The organism is Thalassospira sp. (assembly GCF_048059015.1).
Classification (GTDB): Bacteria; Pseudomonadota; Alphaproteobacteria; order Rhodospirillales; family Thalassospiraceae; genus Thalassospira.
Genome location: NZ_JBLLNT010000010.1, coordinates 165,426 through 183,814, shown reverse-complemented (window position 1 = coordinate 183,814; position 18,389 = coordinate 165,426). Strand labels below are relative to the sequence as shown.

Genomic DNA, 18,389 nt, shown 5'->3' with positions numbered 1-18,389 from the left:
CCATCCCTCACGATTACCAAGAGAAATCGCATTGACTCATTTCGATAAATTATTCATGTTTTACATGAATTAAATAACTTGATTCGCTATTTCTTCCTTGAGGAGCCCCACATGTCGCTCGATCAACCCGTTAATACCCTAAAAAACGTTCGTTCCGTCAGCACCCTTCTTTATTGGGTCTGCGCAATCGCCATCGTGTTTGAGATTTGCCTTGTTCCCCTGATCTGGCATGTACCGGGTTGGGTTGAAGCCAGCGCCAGCCTTCTGACCATCAGCCTTGAAGACCTTCATGCCCTGGCAGGCTGGCAGAAATACCTCACCATGGCGGTGATGATGATCCCGTCCCTTGTCATGGCCTATGGTCTTTATCGATTGCGCAAGATGTTTGGCGCCTTTGCCAATAATGCAATTTTCCAGCCTGAACCAATCCGCCACCTTAAGGCCTTTGGCATTGCCCTTCTGGCGCAGACGCTGATCAAACCGCTCTCGGGTGCGGCGACCTCGGTGCTTGCTACCTTCCACCGCCCAGCGGGCGAGCGTGTTTTGTCCATCGGGCTGAGCGACGCCGAAGCCAGCACGCTGTTTCTTGGCGGTTTGATCATCGTAATTGCCTGGGTGCTTGGCGAAGCCGCACGGATCGATGATGAAAATCGGAGCTTTGTCTGATGGGGATTATCGTTCGACTGGATGTCATGCTCGCCACCCGCAAGATGAAATCCAAGGATTTGGCTTCCAAAATCGGTATTAGCGAACAGAACCTGTCGCTTCTGAAATCGGGCAAAGTCCGCGGTGTGCGGTTTGAAACTCTGGCGGCCATCTGCAAGGAACTTGATTGTCAACCGGGCGACCTTCTGGAATATGAAGCAGACACCTGACGCAAGAAGCCGGGCATCCCATAGTGCCCGGCTTTATCTTACGCGGCCGGCGGATTAAATCCCCGTAAACATGATCTACCGAGTGCTTTCCCAACGTACGTCACACACAACTTCCAACGTCAGGATTTCCAGTGACTTACGAATTGACCATCTTGCTGCTTAACGCGCTTCTCTGCCTCGCCTTCCCGTGGGCTTACAACTATGCCTATGCCAAACAGCCCGGTGTCGGTGGCAAGCGCCTGATGGGGAACCGCGATGCCCTGCCCGAACGTAGCGGCATGGCTGCGCGCGGCGTACGCACCCATCAAAACCATCTGGAAAATCTGGTTCCCTTTGCCATAATTGTTTTGATCGCCCATATGATTGGCGTTTCAAACAGCGTCACGATTGCCTGTGCGACACTCTTCCTTACCGCCCGCGTTGCCCATGCCGGCTTTTACCTTGCCGGTATCACACGGCTCCCGGGCATTAATGGCGTGCGCTCCATCGCCTATTTCATCAGTCTGTTTTCCATGCTGGTTTACGCTGCCCAATTGTTTCTGGCCTAAGCCAAAGCTTTGATTTTCGTACCGAACCAATCGGGCGCTTGCCCGGCGCTGTGAGTTTTGCCTTAATGAATGCAAACAATGCCGCACACAAAGTGCTGGCAACAGGGAATGCTTCAGGAAAGGACGTTTTACATGACGCAGAAAGTCGCATTGGTTACCGGGGCCGCGCGCGGGATTGGACTTGCAACCACGAAACTGTTCATCGAACAGGGTTGGAAAGTCGCCATGATCGACCGAGATGGACCGGAACTCCAAGCTGCGTCAAAAACTGTTTCGGATGCCGCGTCTGCCTTTGAGTATGACGTTTCAGACCCTGAACAGGTTGACCAGATGGTCGATGCGATTCTTACCGCCTTTGGGCGACTTGATGCGGTGGTGAACAATGCAGGCGTTGCCGACTTCCTGCCGGTCGAAGAAACCAGTTTCGGCACCTGGCGCCGCATCATGGAAACCAACCTTGATGGCGTATTCCTTGTATCACAGGCCACAATTCCGGCACTCAAGGAAACCAAAGGTGCAATCGTTAATATCGGCTCGATCTCGGGCCTTCGCGCATCAACGCTTCGTGTCGCCTATGGCACATCAAAGGCTGCGGTCATTCACATGACCAAACAACAGGCCGCCGAACTTGGCGAATATGGCATTCGCGCCAACTGCGTGTGCCCCGGCCCGGTCAAAACCAAACTCGCCATGGCCGTCCACTCGCCTGAAATCATCTCAGCCTATCTTGATGCCATGCCGCTTGGCCGATACGGCACAGAAAACGAAATCGCCGAAGTGGTACACTTCTTGTGCTCCGACAAGGCAAGCTTTGTGACCGGCCAGATCGTTGCCGCCGACGGTGGGTTTGAAACAACCGGTGTTGGCCTGCCTGCGCTCCGCAGAATGTAAAGGCAATGAAACCATGCGCCCGCTTCGCCTGATCATTGCGTTGACCGCAATTTTGGCCCTGTCATCCTGCCTGACCTTTAATTGGGAACGCAGCGTTCAACAGGTCCTGTCAAATGCGTGCAACTCGACAGGCGATTGCGGGTCGGATGGGCCACAATAAGGCAACACCCATCATGCAAATTTGAACACTCGAACTTCAGAGTTCATACACAGTGATCACTTGTCATTATCACAAATTTGACTCTTCACAATTACAACCATAGGATGCATTGACTGCATATACAGCACAAAACTAGAAACCTATGGATGCGAAATAATGCGCGGTATTTTTCATGGCTTCACAGATCCTTTAGAAAATGAGTTGAGTAAGAATACTGTATCTATCGAACTTATCAACTTTCAGTTGATTGATTTGTCTTCAGCCAATACGGCAGAGCAACGTAATTTAGAAAGAAAGCTCAATACATATTTACTATCAAGTATGAAATCCGGAATTAAAAACTACTCTGATAGAGAATTCATATATTTCATAGTATGCCGACCAAAACAGAAAATAAAAAAAGCGCGAAGAAGCCGAACCAATAAAAACAAAATTGTATTTTCCACAATACATTCCAATCGGAAAATCAACGGAGAGATTTAACTTCCTGCAAATTCAAAAAATATCTTCCTTATCTCTCATAACGAACGTTATATAACAGTGAATAATGGAAATGTCAGCGAGAGCATTTCATCCCATAACTTACTTGCATCGCTCGACATACAAACTGGAGCGCATTCAGAAGTTCATTACATAGGAAAAACTGACAATCCAGCAAAAAGAGTAATAAATGGAGAGCATCGAGGATTATCAGATACTGCACTACATGCCATGAATTATAATCAAGATGTTCTACTCATATCATGCTTATTCCATATGAGATTTCACAACAAAAATGAAAAACTAAAGATCGAAACGGTAAAAAGCAATTCAATGTTTGATTTTTTGAAAATGGAAAAAGAATTAGATCTAATTGAACAATGCCTCATAAATTATTTCCTCCCATATCAACAAATAAACTCTAGAGAAAATGATCAAAGCCGCTTAAGAAATCATTTGGTAAAATTGAAACAAAATCACAACGTAGATCAAGTTTTCTTGCATTTTGAACCTGATACAACGTCCGACTACTACCACCTAGGGACCATTAACCAACCCGCATCATCTTGCCACAGCTTCTATTTTTACTTGGATCAAGATAGAAATGTGATGATGAACAAGGGAATTGCTCCAAATCTAATGTCCGAATGAAAACAAAACGGCGCGCCCAATGGACGCGCCGTTTGTTGTTTCCGATATCGGAAAACTTATTCCCACTCGATGGTTCCCGGTGGTTTAGACGTGAAGTCGTAGGTCACGCGGTTAATGCCGTTGACTTCATTGATGATCCGGTTGGCAATGCGGCCAAGCAGTTCCGGTGGGAACGCATAGAAGTCTGCGGTCATGCCATCGGTTGAGGTGACTGCACGAAGTGCACAGGCATAGTCATAGGTACGACCATCGCCCATCACGCCAACGGTCCGAACCGGCAGCAGAACGGCAAATGCCTGCCAGATGGCATCATACAGACCCGCATTGCGAATTTCTTCGAGATAGATCGCATCGGCCTTGCGCAGCACATCGAGCTTTTCGCGCGTGATCGGCTGCCCCGGAATACGGATCGCAAGACCCGGTCCAGGGAACGGATGACGACCAACGAAGCTGTCAGGCAAGCCAAGTTCACGACCGAGGTCGCGGACTTCGTCCTTGAACAGTTCACGAAGCGGCTCAACCAGCTTCATGTTCATACGTTCCGGGAGACCGCCAACATTGTGGTGCGACTTAATGGTGACCGACGGGCCACCGGTGAAGGACACACTTTCAATCACGTCAGGATAAAGCGTTCCCTGTGCCAGGAAGTCTGCGCCACCAATTTTCTTGGCTTCTTCTTCGAAGGTTTCGATGAAGAGACGGCCAATGGTTTTGCGTTTTACTTCCGGGTCGGTTTCGCCTTCGATGGCACCGATAAAGGTTTCAGACGCATCCACATGAACGAGCGGAATGTTGTAATGGTCGCGGAACAGGGAGACGACCTGATCGGCCTCGCCCGAACGCATGAAACCATGATCAACGAATACACAGGTCAGCTGATCGCCAATGGCTTCGTGGATCAGAACCGCGGTGACCGAGCTGTCAACACCACCTGACAGACCACAGATGACCTTGCCATCACCGACCTGCTTGCGGATCTTTTCGATCGCATCATCCTTATAAGCATTCATCGTCCAGTCGCCAGAGCAACCGGCAACGCCATGCGTGAAGTTACGAAGCAGCTGTGCACCATGCGGGGTGTGAACCACTTCCGGGTGGAACTGCACCGCATAGAATTTCTTTTCGTCATTGGCGATGGCGGCAAACGGTGCGCCTTCGGACTTACCAACAACGCGGAAACCATCCGGCAGCGCATCAACGCGGTCGCCGTGGCTCATCCAGACCTGTTCGCGTGCGCCAGCTGCCCAAACACCGGTAAACAGCGCGCAATCTTCGATAACGTCAACAAAGGCACGACCAAATTCGCGATGATCCGACGTCGCGACCTTGCCACCGAGCTGGTTGACCATGGTCTGCTGACCATAGCAAATGCCCAGAACCGGAACACCAAGCTCAAATACCTTGGCCGGTGCCGACGGTGCCTTGTCCCAATGGACAGACGCCGGGCCACCCGACAGGATCACGGCCTTGGGGGCATATTCATCAAGGAACGCATCCGAGATGTTATTAAAAGGATGGATCTCGCTATAGACACCGCTTTCACGCACGCGACGTGCAATAAGCTGGGTGACCTGGGATCCGAAATCAATAATCAGCACGCGATCAGTCATCGGGCCGTATCTCCGTCGAAGATGGGGTTGCGCCGTACATACGCCAAACCATCGTTATGGGCAACCCGGCGCAGGTGGTGGCCCAACGATGCATTCAAAAAACTTTCGCCCGAAACACGGGCATTTGGGGACGATTGCGGCGTTTTTACGCGCTTCAATCCCTGAAAAACCCACATTTGGTTCCTTTTTCCTTCGCAATGATCGCGCACTATCCCAATCAACGGAACGCGGGAAACATCGCGTCCAGGTTTGAGCAACACATACTTGATAGAAGCAAGGGACACAGAACCATGAGCACTTCCAAAGGCAGCAAAATCGCAATGGCCATCGCTGGCCTTGTTCTGGTCGCAGGCACTGCAACCGCAATCGCAATGACCCAGAAAGAAGACGGCGCGGCACTTCCGCTGTTTGGTACCGAGGAGTTCGCTCCTGCCAACACCAATGAAACCATCCTTCCGGAACCGTCCGCTGAAACCGGCGAAGCAACCCCGGAAAGCATGGAAATCATTCCAGGTGCCGAAGATGACGGCGTTCCAGGCATGAACAATCTGGAGAATTCGGATAGCTCGAATGAACCGACCACCATCTTTGACGCACCGGCCCAGAAAACCGAATAGCGGCTTTTGGATATCATCCCGGACGTAATCCGGGGCACCGTGGGATCGGCAATCTGCAGAAGAGCCTTTAAACGCAATCCTGCGTTCACGGTAAAACAAAACTGGCCCTGCGAGCGATGCGCGCAGGGCCTTTTTCAGTTCAGGCAGATTAAGGGCGGTACAAGGCTTGGTCTGGTTTCCATATGCCAAAGCCGCCACTGTCATTACTTTACCTTGCCTTTTGCGGTTCGTTCGAACACCGCAACAAAGAACCCATCCGTGCCATGCACATTCGGTGACAGACGAAGCCACGGCTTGTCCTTGCCACCGGGAACCGGAACCGATTTCGGTGCATCCGGCCAGATTTCATTGATCGGCACCGGTTTGAAATCTTTGCGATCACGCATAAAGGTCTCAATCAGCCGTTCGTTTTCTTCTGGCATGATCGAGCAGGTCGCATAAATCAAACGACCGCCCTTGGTCACCTTGGCTGCACCGGCCTTGAGGATTTTGCTTTGTTCAGCCATCAGGCCCCGAAGGTCACGCTGACCAATACGCCAACGCAACGCCGGGTTACGACGCAACGTCCCAAGACCCGAGCACGGCACATCAAGCAACACACGGTCAAAGAAACCGGACTTGTTGCGCAGCCAACTGTCACGTTCATCGGCAATGATGCGCTGCTGGATGCAGTCGCCTGCACCGGCACGACGTGCACGTTTGCGCGCATTGTCCAGTCGTCCGCCATGGGTATCGCAGGCAAGAATACGGCCCTTGCCGCGCATGTCTGCCGCAAGACCAAGGGTCTTACCGCCGCCACCTGCGCACATATCAAGGATGGTCATGCCCGGCTTGGCATCGACCAGGTGAACGCAAATCTGCGATGCTTCGTCCTGAATTTCGATCAGGCCGTCCTTATAGGCCGCTGTCACCAGCATGTTCAGCCCCAGCGGCAAACGAAGACCATTTGGCGCAAACGGAGTGCGTTGGATGTCCTTGATGCCATCAGCCTTCAGCGACTTGATAGCGTCTTCAACAGAACCGCGCAGACGGTTGACGCGCAGATCCAGTTTCGCAGGCTGATTATAGGCCGCCATTTCCGCTGTGAGGTTTTCGTGATGTAGCTTCATCAGTTCGGTATAAAGCCATTTCGGCAACTCGGCCTTTACCGCGCCGGGCTGCGCATCATGATCAAGCGGTTTGCCTGAAAGCTTATTGATCAGGTGCTTTTCATTGGGACGCAGAATATCCGGGCAGAACTGTTCGCCGCAGAACCGATCTTCGATGTCGCTGGTTTTCAAACCGTCATGCAGCACAAGATCAGCAATCATGCGCGCACGGCCATCCTGGAACTGATAATCGCACTCTGCCAGCCACCAACCCAAGCGGGCCTGATGACGGATCAGGTTGTAGAAACGTTCGCTGATTTCACGGCGATCGCCCCCGCCGATATAACGGCGTGATCCGAAATAGCCTGACACAACGCGGTCAGCGTCATCTCGGTTATGGGTCCAACCGTCGTATAGTTCAATAACGGCCGCGATACGTGCACCGGGTTTCAAAGCGAAAATCCAACCTGTTTTGTGGGTGTTATGCTGCTTCGGATATGGGAAGCGCAATTACACCTTACGATAAAAAAGACGATGACGGCAGGTTAAGCCTGCCGCCATCCAAATTCTGCGCCGCTCATATCATGGCTTTGCCTGTTCGCCAACAGCGTGAAACGCAAGGCAGCCCAGCCAATCAAGAAGCGTGCCTGCGCGGTTAGCCGCCCGGACGGTAGTTCGGCGCTTCGCGGGTGATGGTCACGTCATGTGCGTGGCTTTCACGAAGACCGGCATTGGTGATGCGAACGAATTCTGCACGGGCACGGAAATCAGCAAGGGTTGCCGAACCGGTGTAACCCATGGAAGCCTTGAGACCACCAACAAGCTGGTGAATGATCTGACCAGCCGGGCCTTTGTAAGGAACGCGACCTTCGATGCCTTCGGGAACCAATTTCAGGTTGTCCTGAACGTCCTGCTGGAAGTAACGGTCTGCCGAACCACGTGCCATCGCACCAACCGACCCCATGCCACGATAGGACTTATAGGAACGGCCCTGATACAGGATCACTTCACCCGGGGCTTCGTCGGTACCGGCCAGAAGGGATCCGACCATGCAGGTGCTTGCACCCGCTGCCATCGCCTTGGCAATGTCACCCGAGAACTTGATACCACCATCCGCAATGATCGGAACATCAAGCTTAAGGCCAACTTCGGCACAATCCAAAACAGCGGTCAGCTGCGGCACACCAACGCCAGCCACAATACGCGTGGTGCAGATCGAGCCCGGACCGATACCAACCTTGACCGCATCCGCCCCAGCTTCTGCCAATGCTTTGACCGCCTCGGCAGTTGCAACGTTACCAGCGATAATCTGGGTATCACCAACCTGAGCCTTGATCTGCTCGACAGCCTTGATCACGCCAGCCGAATGGCCGTGCGCGGTATCAATGACCAGAACGTCAACGCCTGCTTCAACCAGGGCTGCTGCACGTTCGAAACCAGCTTCGCCCACACCGGTTGCCGCAGCAACGCGAAGACGACCGCTTTCATCCTTACAAGCATTCGGGTGCAGCTTGGCTTTTTCGATGTCCTTGACCGTGATCAGGCCGGTGCAACGATAGGCATCGTCAACAACCAGAAGCTTTTCAATGCGGTGTTGGTGAAGGAGCTTTTTGGCTTCGGTGGTGTCGACATTCTCGGTGACCGTCACCAGACCTTCGTGGGTCATCAGTTCGGAAACCGGCTGTGCACGGTTGGACGCGAAGCGAACATCACGGTTGGTCAGAATGCCAACCAGCTTGTTCGAGCCGCGCTCGACAACCGGAATACCGGAAATGTGGTTAAGGTCCATCAGATCGAGCGCATCTGCCAGCGTCTGGTCCGGATGGATAGTGATCGGGTTAACAACCATACCCGATTCGAACTTCTTCACACGGCGAACTTCTTCGGCCTGCTGTGCGATATCGAGGTTCTTGTGAATGACCCCCATGCCGCCATGCTGAGCCATGACAATCGCCATTGCACTTTCGGTTACGGTATCCATAGCCGAGGAAAGCAGCGGGATTTTCAGGTCAATTTTCTTGGTAATGCGGGTGTTGGTCTGCACCTGAGCCGGCAACACTTCGGATGCGGCGGGTTTGATCAATACGTCGTCAAACGTCAGGGCTTCTACAATGCGGGTCATCTGGCCACCTCGTTAATCTGAGTTGGCGCGGAATTTATACACGTTATGCCCTAAATGCCAAGTTTTCTGCGCCCATAACAGCCCTGTGATTTTATTGATGCTTTATTTTGTGCATTGCGTTAGAAACTGGTCGATGGGGCTGCCGTCAGGCGAGCCCCTTTTTTGTGACCGGTGCGCAGACCAGCATTGCTGCGAAGTTTTTGCCAAAAAGCAATGCTGTGAATCCGCAAGACAATTCACCGACAAAGCTCAAATCCCTGGCCGTTAAGCGTGCGCTTCGGGTTTTCGCAAAACCTGTCCGATGAACTTGCCAACATCCCCGTCAAGCGATTGCGCCTGCCCCAAAAGGTTTTTGGCTTCGCCATGCAACTTGATTAGCACATCACCTGATGCCTGCGTACCGCTGGCAACATTGCCAACATTATCGACAATATCGCGCATGCGTTCGACAGCCTGATCGATCCGATCACTGATTTCGGCAACGGCTTTGGCCTGTTCACGGGTGGCATCGGCCACCAGACGGGCACCGTCATCGATCTCGGCGATCTTTTCGCCGATATCACGCACAGAGGCCACCGCCTCGCGGGTCATGTCCTGCATCTGACCGATTTCCTTGATCACCTGCTCGGCCGCGTGGCTTGTCTGATTGGCAAGCCCTTTGACCTCGGATGCGACCACAGCAAACCCCTTGCCTGCTTCACCGGCACGGGCGGCTTCAATCGTGGCATTCAGCGCCAGAAGATTGGTTTGTTCAGCCACCTCGGTAATCAGATTGATCACCCCGGTGATGCGAACAGCCAAAGCATCAAGGCGCGCCATATGTTCATCCGCAGTACGCGCACGTGATACAGCGGCCTCTGTCAGTGCGGCCGATCCCTCGATTTGCGCACCGATTTGACGGATCGAACCGCTGAACTGTTCGGTTGCGGTTGCAATACCATCAAGCGCCTGACTGCTTTCTTCGGCGGCCTTGCGCATGTCGGTTGCCTGAGTTGCAATCTTGCCAACGTTTTGTGACAGGAAGTCCGAATTTGAGCTGAGCACTTCCGCACTGTTCGACAGGTCACTTACGACAAAGCGAATGTCATCACCGATCCGCCCCGCACTGCTGCGAAACGTTTCGGTCTGTTCATCCATCATCGACAGCGCATGGTTGACCTTTTCGGCATAGCCCACCAAGTCACCACGCAAACCACGCGGCAGGATCTTGCGGAAATATTCTCCGCGCGATGCGCAATTCATCGCAGCCGCGGCTTCCTTGGTGAAGGCTTCGGTTAGATCAAGCAACTGGTTCACAGCATTTTGCAGATTGGCCAACTTTCCGCGCGATTGCCGATTACAGATGCGCGCATCCATATTGCCGTCCGCAGCCGCCAATATGGTGTCGCACAGCTCGGTCAAATAGCGTTGTTGGCGATGAATGGTCAAAAGACCCGCCACACAACACAGCACCAGCAAACCGGTCAAAATCGGCACACCGGTCATCACAAAGCCTGGCCAGACATACATCGACGCGGTCACAGCAAGGCTTGCAATGAAACTGACAGCCAGGAAAGCACGCAGGTTAGAGAGTGAAAACAAATTGATCATAATCCAGACCTGCATCCGTCAAGAGACTGGTGACCATGGCTGTTCCGCGTGCCATGCCTTCTTTGCGATTGCGTTCTTTTGCTTCTTCTTCGCAAAGGGTCTTATAGAGCGGGATTACTTTTTCAAGCGCATCACGTCGCGGCACACGGCGGTTGGAATGATAGCCAATAATGTTGCCACCCGGACCAAAGGTCGGTGTCACATTGGCCAGCACCCAGTAATGATCGCCGTTTGAGCAACGGTTGATGACATAGGCGAAAATCTCGCGCCCGGCTTCAATCGTTTGCCACAGCAACGAGAAAACGCACCGTGGCATGTCCGGATGGCGGATGATGCTGTGCGGTTGGCCAAGGATATCGCGTTCTCGGTACCCTGCCACGCGCAGGAACGTATCATTTGCATATGTGATCCGACCCTTAAGGTCGGTTTTCGACACGATGATGTCGTGTTCGTCAAAGTGTCTTTCAACACCGGTCAGGAATACTTTGTCCTGGATCATTGGTTACACACCCCACAAAAATGCCTCCCCCAAGAGGCGCTTTCATTACGCAGCCAAAAGGCTACGCATTACCCGCAAGTATAACCTGCTAGTTGGGCTGGGATGTTTGATGTAACGCAATATCGGTGATGATTAATTTAGCGGGCAATAAAGCACGCAAAATCAATATCCAAGGCCGGAAAAGCCCCAAAATTACTCTACCGGGGACCAACTATCATCGTCACGGACCTCGGCATTCTTGATATCGTCTTCGGCATTATTCTGCCCACGGAAGCCAGTCGCAATCAGGTATGCTTCCGGGCTTTCCGGGCGCGATGCCGGCGGCTTGGCGTGCTTGGTCACGCGGAAGTTCTTTTTCACGCGATCCAGAAGATCGTTTTCCGTTCCGCCCTTAAACACCTTGGCGATAAAGATACCCCCCGGTGCGAGAACTTCTTCGGCAAACATCAACGCATGTTCGACCAGATCAATGATGCGGATATGGTCGGTCTGACGATGGCCAGTGGTTTCCGGGGACATATCGGAAATGACAGCATCCACAGGCCCCTGCAGGGCGTGCTTGATCATGTCAGGTGCATGCGGATCAAGGAAGTCAGCCTGAAGACAGGTCGCGCCAGAAAGGCCTTCCCATTCGAGAATATCAAGACCAACAACCTGACCACGGCCGTGCTTGGAGCCGACCATGTCAACCGCAACCTGCGTCCAGCCACCCGGTGCAGCACCAAGGTCAACGATGCGCATGCCCGGACGCAGAAGATCAAACTGATTGTTGATTTCAATCAGCTTGAACGCCGCGCGCGAACGATAGCCAAGGCGCTTTGCTTCTTGCACATAAGGATCATTGAGCTGCCGATCGAGCCAACGCGTCGATGAGATTTTGCGCCCCTTGGCACTTTTGACACGCGTACGCAGGCCACGACGTGCGCCGGTATCAATGGCTGCAATGGCCGAACCCTTGCGGCGGCGCTGCCCGCCTTTTCCGCTGCGATTATCGCTCATTATCTTTCCTGAACTGAATTCTGTTTTGGCCAGTGACCTGTCGGGACGATGACGTCAACCGATCAGGAGGAGGCCGGAATATGCGACACTGTATGACGGCGCGCGTCGCACGGGTCAATAGCATGACCGTCTGCGCGCATCAAATCGACCAAAATACCCTCGCGCAAGCCCCGATCGGCGACCTTAAGCGTCGCCAAAGGCCAGATATCGCGAATCGCGGCAAAGATCGCAGCCCCCGCATCCATCAGCTCTGCGCGCTGATTACCGATGCATGGATGGCCTTTGCGCTTGTCTGCTTCCATCCGAAGAAGAAGTTCGGTCACACGTTCGGCATCATCGAACCGAAGGTCCGACCCATCAACCTTGTGACGTTCATAGCGTTCAAGCCCAAGGGCAATACCGCAGAATGTGGTGACGGTTCCAGATGTACCAACCATCTGGACCTTGTCATCATCAAGCATATCCGTGCAGCAATTGCGCTTGGCGAACTCTTCAAGGCGCTCGCGGATTTCGGTGCGCATCGCTTCAAACCGTTCGCGGCGTTGCTCGACCGACGCATAGCGTTCGGTCAGGCACAACACACCACACGGCATCGATAGCGTTTCAATGCATTGGGTCTTGCCGGTCTTATCGACCTTGATCCAGCAAATTTCAGTACTGCCACCGCCAATATCAAACACCACCGCATAGGGGCGCTCATCCAAAAGGGCCGAGCAGGCCTGAAGTGCCAGACGGCTTTCTTCGTCCGGATTGATGATATCAAGCGTGATGCCGGTTTCATCAAACACCCGTTTGACGAACTCATCACGGTTATTGGCCGTACGGCAGGCCTCGGTCGCAACAGCCCGCAAGCGTGCGCCCGGATGGCGACGTAATTTTTTTGCACAAACGCGCAGCGCATCAATTGCACGTTCCATTGCCGCTTCGCAAAGATATCCCTTTTCGCGCACACCTTCGCCAAGGCGCACAACACGCGAGAACGCATCAATCACTTTGAAGCCATCATTGCATGGACGCGCAACCAAAAGGCGGCAGTTCGAACTGCCCAAATCGATCGCGGCATAAAGCGGAGCTGTGATGCAATCCACAATACGAGGTGCTTTTTGGCTGCCCTCAGGCACGCGAACTTCTGTGCCCGGCTGTGGCATTCCCGGCTTATCAGGCCCATCAAGCACGGCGTGATCGCCCAATGCAGCGCCGCCTGCCGGGCTGTTTGCCCTGTGCGAGTTGCTATGGGGATTAACCTGCTTCACCTTTCAAAACCTGCCTTCATCTGTGGTTACACGATCTGTATCGCCGACCATCACGACATTTATATGACGATCTGGCGAATCAGCTATATGAGTGTAACGACAATCGGAGACAAGGCAAATCCCGTATGCAGTAATCGCATGGTTGATCATATGGAAACAAAAAAGGGGTTGCCAAAACCGGACGGGTTTTATACATAGCGGCCCACGCCACGACACATCGCGTGTCAGGCGGACCAAGTTTTGTTGGGGAATAGGTTAACGGTAGACCTACGGACTCTGACTCCGTCAGTCCTGGTTCGAATCCAGGTTCCCCAGCCAACTTTGCCGGACGTTGCAATGGCCCAACATTGCGCAAAACACGCGGTCCGGGGTATAAATAACGCACACCAAAGTACTGCTGGGGAATAGGTTAACGGTAGACCTACGGACTCTGACTCCGTCAGTCCTGGTTCGAATCCAGGTTCCCCAGCCACTTTGATCTTCCCCCCACCAACCATCCAATAACGACATTTCTGTTACATCATTGTTTCAGATGTCCTTTTTGCTGCAATCAGCTTGGCCATCCGGTCTGGTTTGATGTAACTGTTTTGATCGTCAGGATTAACGGAGGCATCAAATGGAAAAGCTCAAAGGCGGTTGCCTGTGCGGCAAGGTTCGGGTCGAAGCCGTTGGTGCGCCCTATCGCGTTGGGCTGTGCCATTGCATGGATTGCCGCAAATTTCATGGCGCACTGTTTCATGCATCCGCTGTTTTTCCAGCTGACGCCGTCACGGTAACGGGTGAAACCCATGACTATCACAGACGGCATTTCTGTCCATCTTGCGGATCGTCGGTCTTCTCGCAGACCGATGACGAGATCGAAATCAATATCGGATCACTTGATGAACCAGATAAGCTCGTACCGACATACGAGCTTTGGACGATCCGTCGTGAGAAATGGCTGCCTGATCTTCCGCTTAAACATCATTACGAGCGCGACAGAACAATTGATCGTCGCAACGAAGATTAAGCCAAGCCCTACTCACCAAGATGACAGGGTGGCGACGATTGATCGGTTTTGTCGGCGTCACCGGTTGCCGTCGTGTCGATATGGCGAATGCCCTGATCGGTAATCAGCACATCTACCGGCACGTCATATTGATGGGGTAAAATGTCATCAAGCTTGGTGGCTTCAAACCCGATACCGACCACCAACGGCCTGCGTTTGACAGCAGCCAAGGTTCGGTCAAAGAAGCCCCCGCCATATCCCAATCGATACCCTGACGGATCAAACCCGACCAATGGCGCCAGCATCACATGAACCGGGACTTCCTGTGTATCGCGGGGCTCAGGGATACGGGCAAAGCCCGGCACCATTTCCGTTTGCGGTGTCCAGTCATGAAACAGCATCGGTTGATCCTTGCCCGGCACGACCGGGAGGGCCGCCGTCCCACCATCGGCAATATGGCGTTCGATCACAGGACGCAGGTCAATCTCGTTTTGGATTGGCCAATAGAATCCGACTGTGGCAGCCGGACGGTCTTTGAGGAAAGTTTCGAAATGCCCACGAATTTGATCTGAGAGATGCTGATGGGTCGCGGCATCAAGGGCGGATCGCCAACCAAGCAACACACGCCGGACAGCATGGCGCCATTCTGATTGTTTTTCGACGCTGCCACTACGCGGGGCGACGGGGAGTTCAAGGCTCATGGGCGCAACACTGTTTTCTGTTGTTGGTGTTTGGCGCAGCCTACAACAAAACCCCTTAAACGCATAACGCGCCGGGAAACCGGCGCGTTAACGGTTGTCAGCAAAAAAGCTGCAATCCAAAATCAATCACATGATGGAGAGTTCTTCTGCCGACATGCGGCCGTTACGACCTTCAATCAGCTCGAATTGAACTTTTTGACCCTCATCAAGTCCCTGCAAACCAGCGCGCTGAACAGCGGTGATGTGCACGAATGCATCTTTGCCGCCTTCGTCCGGGGTGATGAAGCCATAACCCTTGGTCGCATTGAACCACTTAACCGTTCCGGTAGCCATATCCGTAGTCGTCCTTAGTTTAGTATGCGCATTTCCCAAAGAGTGGGAGATGCAAGAAAACAACCTCTGCTTTGCACCTTATAGAGGCACGGTTACCCTCAACCAGAAAGCAACCACGCACCTGAAAGATGCACTGCATCGTTTCAATCATTACCGAATTTTTGGCGTAGTGCAATGGATTCATGTACGAAGTTCTTTTTTTCGCTACCAGACATTCTCGCTCCGATAGCGCCCATCTTTCGGTAGAAAGTCCAAAGAACTCGACACACCCATAGATGAATCGAAGTCACTGACGAATTCGCGCAGGGGTTCAGTGTCCCGACAAATGAGCTTGAGATTGACGACAATGACGGGCGGCAAATCCGCCTGCTCTATCCCGACCTTGCCATAGATCCGGATATTCGTGTCATCCCCGATGATGGCATCAAGGCGCCCGGCATCAAGCAATCCGACGGCTTGCTCAAGGTTTCGAAGGTCATGCCATAGGATTTCCCCATCAAGCGGCACCTTGGGTCGTGGCAAGTTAGCCAGAATGCCGATCTCGACAAATGGCAGAGCTTTCAGCTCCACCCCGATGCGGTTGAACAATCTAAGCTCGAACCGGATACGGCTTTGTGCGGCAAAGCTGTCTTCGAAATCGTCGATCTTCGATGCCATCACACAATCAGTCTGATTGTTGCCCATCACCTCGGGAAAGCGGTTGTAGGGCACGACCTGAAATGAAATGGGGCGTTTTTGCTTGCCAAGCGTTGCGATAAAGTCGCGTTGATCGCCCCGTGCATGCTTGATCCAGGTTTCATCAAAAACGATGTTGCTGGCAATGCGCACCGGTTCTTGCGCCTTGGCACCCGGGATGACGAACAGTCCGGTACATAAAACCGCACCAAGAAGACCCGCCAGCTTTTTCGTTACTTTGTTTTTTGCGCTCAATCTCGTGCCCTTGATTGCGGAATAACAGATCCATCTGCGGTTCAATCTTCCGTCCCGCCCGGTTCATATTTGCATATAAGATCACACTAATCGAATTCCAGACCAGACATCAGCGATGGCGCAGATCGACAGGTCCTTACCAAGCCCTTACCAGATCATACGTCGCCTTTCGGGGGATAGATCCTTCGAACTTGTCATTCGCCATGGCTTCGTCAAAGCCCTTTACAAAATCGCGCAGCGATGCGGTTTCCCGACAAACAAGTGCCAGTTCGACAATCCTGACCGGGGGATAATTCAGATCAACGACCTGAGGGTTCTTATGCATTCGGATGTGAGTACTATCTGCGATCAGCACATCAATCCGCCGCGCATCGAGCAGTTCCATCCCCTGCTCTATCGACCGCACATCGTTCCAGTTTAACTCCGCCTGCAACGGGACTGGAGGCTTTGGGATATTTGCCAGATGTCCTATTTCCACGCGATCAAGACGATCAACAGGAACACCTTTGCGGCCAAATAGCTTCAGCTCGAATCCAATGCGATGGTTTGCAACGATGACATTGGCAAAGTCGGCGGGAAACGCGCTCATCACGCAATCGGTTTGCGCCGTCGTCATCAAGTCATCGTAGCGGTTTAACGGAACGACATCAAAAATGACGGGCCTTGTTTGGCTCGACAACACAGAGACAAACCGTCTTTGATCGGGAAGAGCGTGCGACATCCAGCTTTCTTCAAAGCTGACTGTACTGGCAATGTTAACGGGTTCCACAGCATCTGCTTTGGCAATACTGACGAGATAAATTACACCGCAGATGAGAAGCCAAAAGCACGCTTTTTGAAACACGATCCCAACCTCAATATTGCAGTGACTTTTTGTGATTACGTGAATTCGCTCTGGTTCCAACAAAGAGACAGCTTGAACAGTTTGGCAGACTTCGGGACGCCTCCTTTTCAATACGAGAAAGGCTTTCATCAAAAGACTTAAGAAACGCCAGATTGCTTGGTGTGCTATGGCTCTGCACTCGGAGTTCAAGCATCTGGATTTCCGGCAGCGCCGCAACCTCTGCGATCATCGGGTCACTGTCATAAAGTCCGTTATGGGCAATAAACAGATCGATGCACCCGGCCTTAAACTATTCTGTCCCCTGATTCCTTGATCTGCACAGCGACCATCTGACATCTCATTTGGTGTCTAATTGGTGAGATACATCACCGCGGACAGTTCTTTGATCTTTATCGATTGGTCGCTGCGTTCGCCGATCAGGTCCATTTGCCGGTCAAAGGCCGTCAAAAAGTCTCGGGTTGCCGGGGTATCATGGCATTGAAGCGTTAGCTCAACCACGCGCACTGGCGGGAAAGGCATGGTTTCAAGTAACGGGTCATCGCGAAACATTCCCTCATGGGCAATCAGGACATCAATGCGTCCGACCTTGACCAGTTCTGCGCCCTGTTGAATGGTGCGCAATCCATACCACTCCACAGGCTGAACAAAAGGCACCGGGAATTGCGGCAAGGTCGCCAAATAACCGACCGTGACAATGTTGCGATCAAACAGATTGTCTCCACGCCGACCAAATATCACCATCTCAAATCGGATATCATGCGATGAGAAAATCGTTTCGGGTGTTGGCAAATGCGTTTGATCAATCACGCAATCAAGCTCTTTGCGTTCATAAAGCTCGACCAGACGCCCATAGGGCAAACCGTCGCTAAAGACGATGTCCGACGTCGACATCAGCGTGTCATAAAATTTAAGCTGAACATCAGAAAGGCGGGATCGGAACTCGTCAGTAATACGCGCGACATTGCCAACCCGAACACCTTGGACGACCTGAACGCCAGCTGGCGTTTCATCTGCAAATGACGTTTTCACGGATAACGCCATCATTGCCACCAGCACCAATGCGATCAATGCCGGTCGCTGGCAAACAGATACCGATGTTAACATGCGCAAGTTCCTGGCATTCCACTTCCCAATAACGAGCATGTGGCGCGCGCATCATATGAGTTCAAGAAGTGACTATCATCAGACAGTTAGAAAGCCTGTTTGGAAC

Annotated in this window: 20 protein-coding genes and 2 tRNA genes; 10 read left to right on the top strand and 12 right to left on the bottom strand. The window is 52.5% G+C overall.

The features are described 5' to 3' along the window. Positions 1 to 111: 111 nt before the first annotated feature. The 6 genes from ACMZ66_RS14780 (at position 112) to ACMZ66_RS14755 (ending at position 3,605) form a co-directional block, all read left to right on the top strand. A complete protein-coding gene (locus ACMZ66_RS14780) occupies positions 112 to 666 on the top strand; it encodes a DUF2975 domain-containing protein (protein ID WP_416938178.1) in 555 nt (184 codons plus the stop codon). Continuing rightward, complete coding sequence (locus tag ACMZ66_RS14775) at positions 666 to 875, top strand: helix-turn-helix domain-containing protein (protein ID WP_416938176.1); 210 nt, start codon at positions 666 to 668, stop codon at positions 873 to 875. Before ACMZ66_RS14780 ends, ACMZ66_RS14775 begins: the two co-directional genes overlap by 1 nt. 131 nt (positions 876 to 1,006) lie before the next feature. Then, complete coding sequence (locus ACMZ66_RS14770) at positions 1,007 to 1,423, top strand: MAPEG family protein (RefSeq protein ID WP_416938174.1); 417 nt, start codon at positions 1,007 to 1,009, stop codon at positions 1,421 to 1,423. Positions 1,424 to 1,555: 132 nt separating this feature from the next. Continuing rightward, on the top strand, positions 1,556 to 2,314 hold the full coding sequence (locus ACMZ66_RS14765) for an SDR family NAD(P)-dependent oxidoreductase (protein WP_416938172.1): 759 nt from the start codon (positions 1,556 to 1,558) through the stop codon (positions 2,312 to 2,314). A 13-nt stretch (positions 2,315 to 2,327) separates the two neighbouring features. Continuing rightward, on the top strand, positions 2,328 to 2,474 hold the full coding sequence (locus tag ACMZ66_RS14760) for a hypothetical protein (RefSeq protein ID WP_416938170.1): 147 nt from the start codon (positions 2,328 to 2,330) through the stop codon (positions 2,472 to 2,474). A 540-nt stretch (positions 2,475 to 3,014) separates the two neighbouring features. Then, positions 3,015 to 3,605: a hypothetical protein gene (locus tag ACMZ66_RS14755; protein WP_416938168.1), complete on the top strand. Its 591-nt coding sequence runs from the start codon at positions 3,015 to 3,017 to the stop codon at positions 3,603 to 3,605. A gap of 56 nt (positions 3,606 to 3,661) precedes the next feature. On the opposite strand, the gene guaA is transcribed toward ACMZ66_RS14755, so the two are convergent. Next, positions 3,662 to 5,215: a glutamine-hydrolyzing GMP synthase gene (guaA, locus tag ACMZ66_RS14750; RefSeq protein ID WP_416938166.1), complete on the bottom strand. Its 1,554-nt coding sequence runs from the start codon at positions 5,213 to 5,215 to the stop codon at positions 3,662 to 3,664. Positions 5,216 to 5,505: 290 nt separating this feature from the next. Here guaA and ACMZ66_RS14745 point away from each other — a divergent pair, with 290 nt between their 5' ends. Then, positions 5,506 to 5,832 (top strand): hypothetical protein, encoded by a 327-nt coding sequence (locus tag ACMZ66_RS14745; RefSeq protein ID WP_416938164.1) that lies wholly within the window; start codon positions 5,506 to 5,508, stop codon positions 5,830 to 5,832. A 203-nt stretch (positions 5,833 to 6,035) separates the two neighbouring features. Here ACMZ66_RS14745 and ACMZ66_RS14740 read toward each other — a convergent pair whose 3' ends face one another. From ACMZ66_RS14740 to ACMZ66_RS14715, 6 genes are all read right to left on the bottom strand, one after another. Continuing rightward, entirely contained in the window at positions 6,036 to 7,373 is a 1,338-nt protein-coding gene (locus ACMZ66_RS14740; RefSeq protein ID WP_416938162.1) for an RsmB/NOP family class I SAM-dependent RNA methyltransferase, read from the bottom strand. A 202-nt stretch (positions 7,374 to 7,575) separates the two neighbouring features. Beyond that, positions 7,576 to 9,042: an IMP dehydrogenase gene (gene guaB / locus ACMZ66_RS14735; protein WP_416938160.1), complete on the bottom strand. Its 1,467-nt coding sequence runs from the start codon at positions 9,040 to 9,042 to the stop codon at positions 7,576 to 7,578. 264 nt (positions 9,043 to 9,306) lie between these two features. Beyond that, on the bottom strand, positions 9,307 to 10,632 hold the full coding sequence (locus ACMZ66_RS14730) for a methyl-accepting chemotaxis protein (RefSeq protein WP_416938158.1): 1,326 nt from the start codon (positions 10,630 to 10,632) through the stop codon (positions 9,307 to 9,309). Then, on the bottom strand, positions 10,607 to 11,131 hold the full coding sequence (locus tag ACMZ66_RS14725; protein ID WP_416938156.1) for a PAS domain-containing protein: 525 nt from the start codon (positions 11,129 to 11,131) through the stop codon (positions 10,607 to 10,609). Before ACMZ66_RS14725 ends, ACMZ66_RS14730 begins: the two co-directional genes overlap by 26 nt. A 192-nt stretch (positions 11,132 to 11,323) precedes the next feature. Beyond that, a complete protein-coding gene (locus tag ACMZ66_RS14720; protein ID WP_416938154.1) occupies positions 11,324 to 12,130 on the bottom strand; it encodes an RlmE family RNA methyltransferase in 807 nt (268 codons plus the stop codon). 62 nt (positions 12,131 to 12,192) lie between these two features. Beyond that, positions 12,193 to 13,383 carry a Ppx/GppA phosphatase family protein gene (locus ACMZ66_RS14715; protein WP_416938153.1) on the bottom strand — a complete coding sequence of 397 codons (1,191 nt, stop codon included), beginning with the start codon at positions 13,381 to 13,383 and terminating at the stop codon, positions 12,193 to 12,195. Between the two features lie 244 nt (positions 13,384 to 13,627). Between ACMZ66_RS14715 and ACMZ66_RS14710 the strand changes: the two genes are divergently transcribed. The 3 genes from ACMZ66_RS14710 (at position 13,628) to ACMZ66_RS14700 (ending at position 14,392) form a co-directional block, all read left to right on the top strand. After that, positions 13,628 to 13,701, top strand: a tRNA-Gln gene (locus ACMZ66_RS14710). An 80-nt stretch (positions 13,702 to 13,781) separates the two neighbouring features. Next, positions 13,782 to 13,855 (top strand) — tRNA-Gln (locus ACMZ66_RS14705). A 144-nt stretch (positions 13,856 to 13,999) separates the two neighbouring features. Further along, positions 14,000 to 14,392, top strand: coding sequence for a GFA family protein (locus ACMZ66_RS14700; RefSeq protein WP_416938152.1), 393 nt, complete (start codon positions 14,000 to 14,002; stop codon positions 14,390 to 14,392). Positions 14,393 to 14,400: 8 nt separating this feature from the next. On the opposite strand, the gene ACMZ66_RS14695 is transcribed toward ACMZ66_RS14700, so the two are convergent. The 5 genes from ACMZ66_RS14695 to ACMZ66_RS14675 all read right to left on the bottom strand — a co-directional run bounded on the left by ACMZ66_RS14695 (position 14,401) and on the right by ACMZ66_RS14675 (position 18,283). Then, positions 14,401 to 15,072, bottom strand: coding sequence for a 5-formyltetrahydrofolate cyclo-ligase (locus ACMZ66_RS14695; RefSeq protein ID WP_416938150.1), 672 nt, complete (start codon positions 15,070 to 15,072; stop codon positions 14,401 to 14,403). Positions 15,073 to 15,198: 126 nt separating this feature from the next. After that, a complete protein-coding gene (locus ACMZ66_RS14690; RefSeq protein WP_007090786.1) occupies positions 15,199 to 15,405 on the bottom strand; it encodes a cold-shock protein in 207 nt (68 codons plus the stop codon). Positions 15,406 to 15,609: 204 nt separating this feature from the next. Then, positions 15,610 to 16,335, bottom strand: coding sequence for a hypothetical protein (locus ACMZ66_RS14685; protein WP_416938148.1), 726 nt, complete (start codon positions 16,333 to 16,335; stop codon positions 15,610 to 15,612). 136 nt (positions 16,336 to 16,471) lie between these two features. After that, positions 16,472 to 17,308 carry a hypothetical protein gene (locus tag ACMZ66_RS14680; RefSeq protein ID WP_416938146.1) on the bottom strand — a complete coding sequence of 279 codons (837 nt, stop codon included), beginning with the start codon at positions 17,306 to 17,308 and terminating at the stop codon, positions 16,472 to 16,474. A gap of 219 nt (positions 17,309 to 17,527) precedes the next feature. Continuing rightward, positions 17,528 to 18,283, bottom strand: coding sequence for a hypothetical protein (locus ACMZ66_RS14675; protein ID WP_416938144.1), 756 nt, complete (start codon positions 18,281 to 18,283; stop codon positions 17,528 to 17,530). Between the last annotated feature and the right edge of the window lie 106 nt (positions 18,284 to 18,389).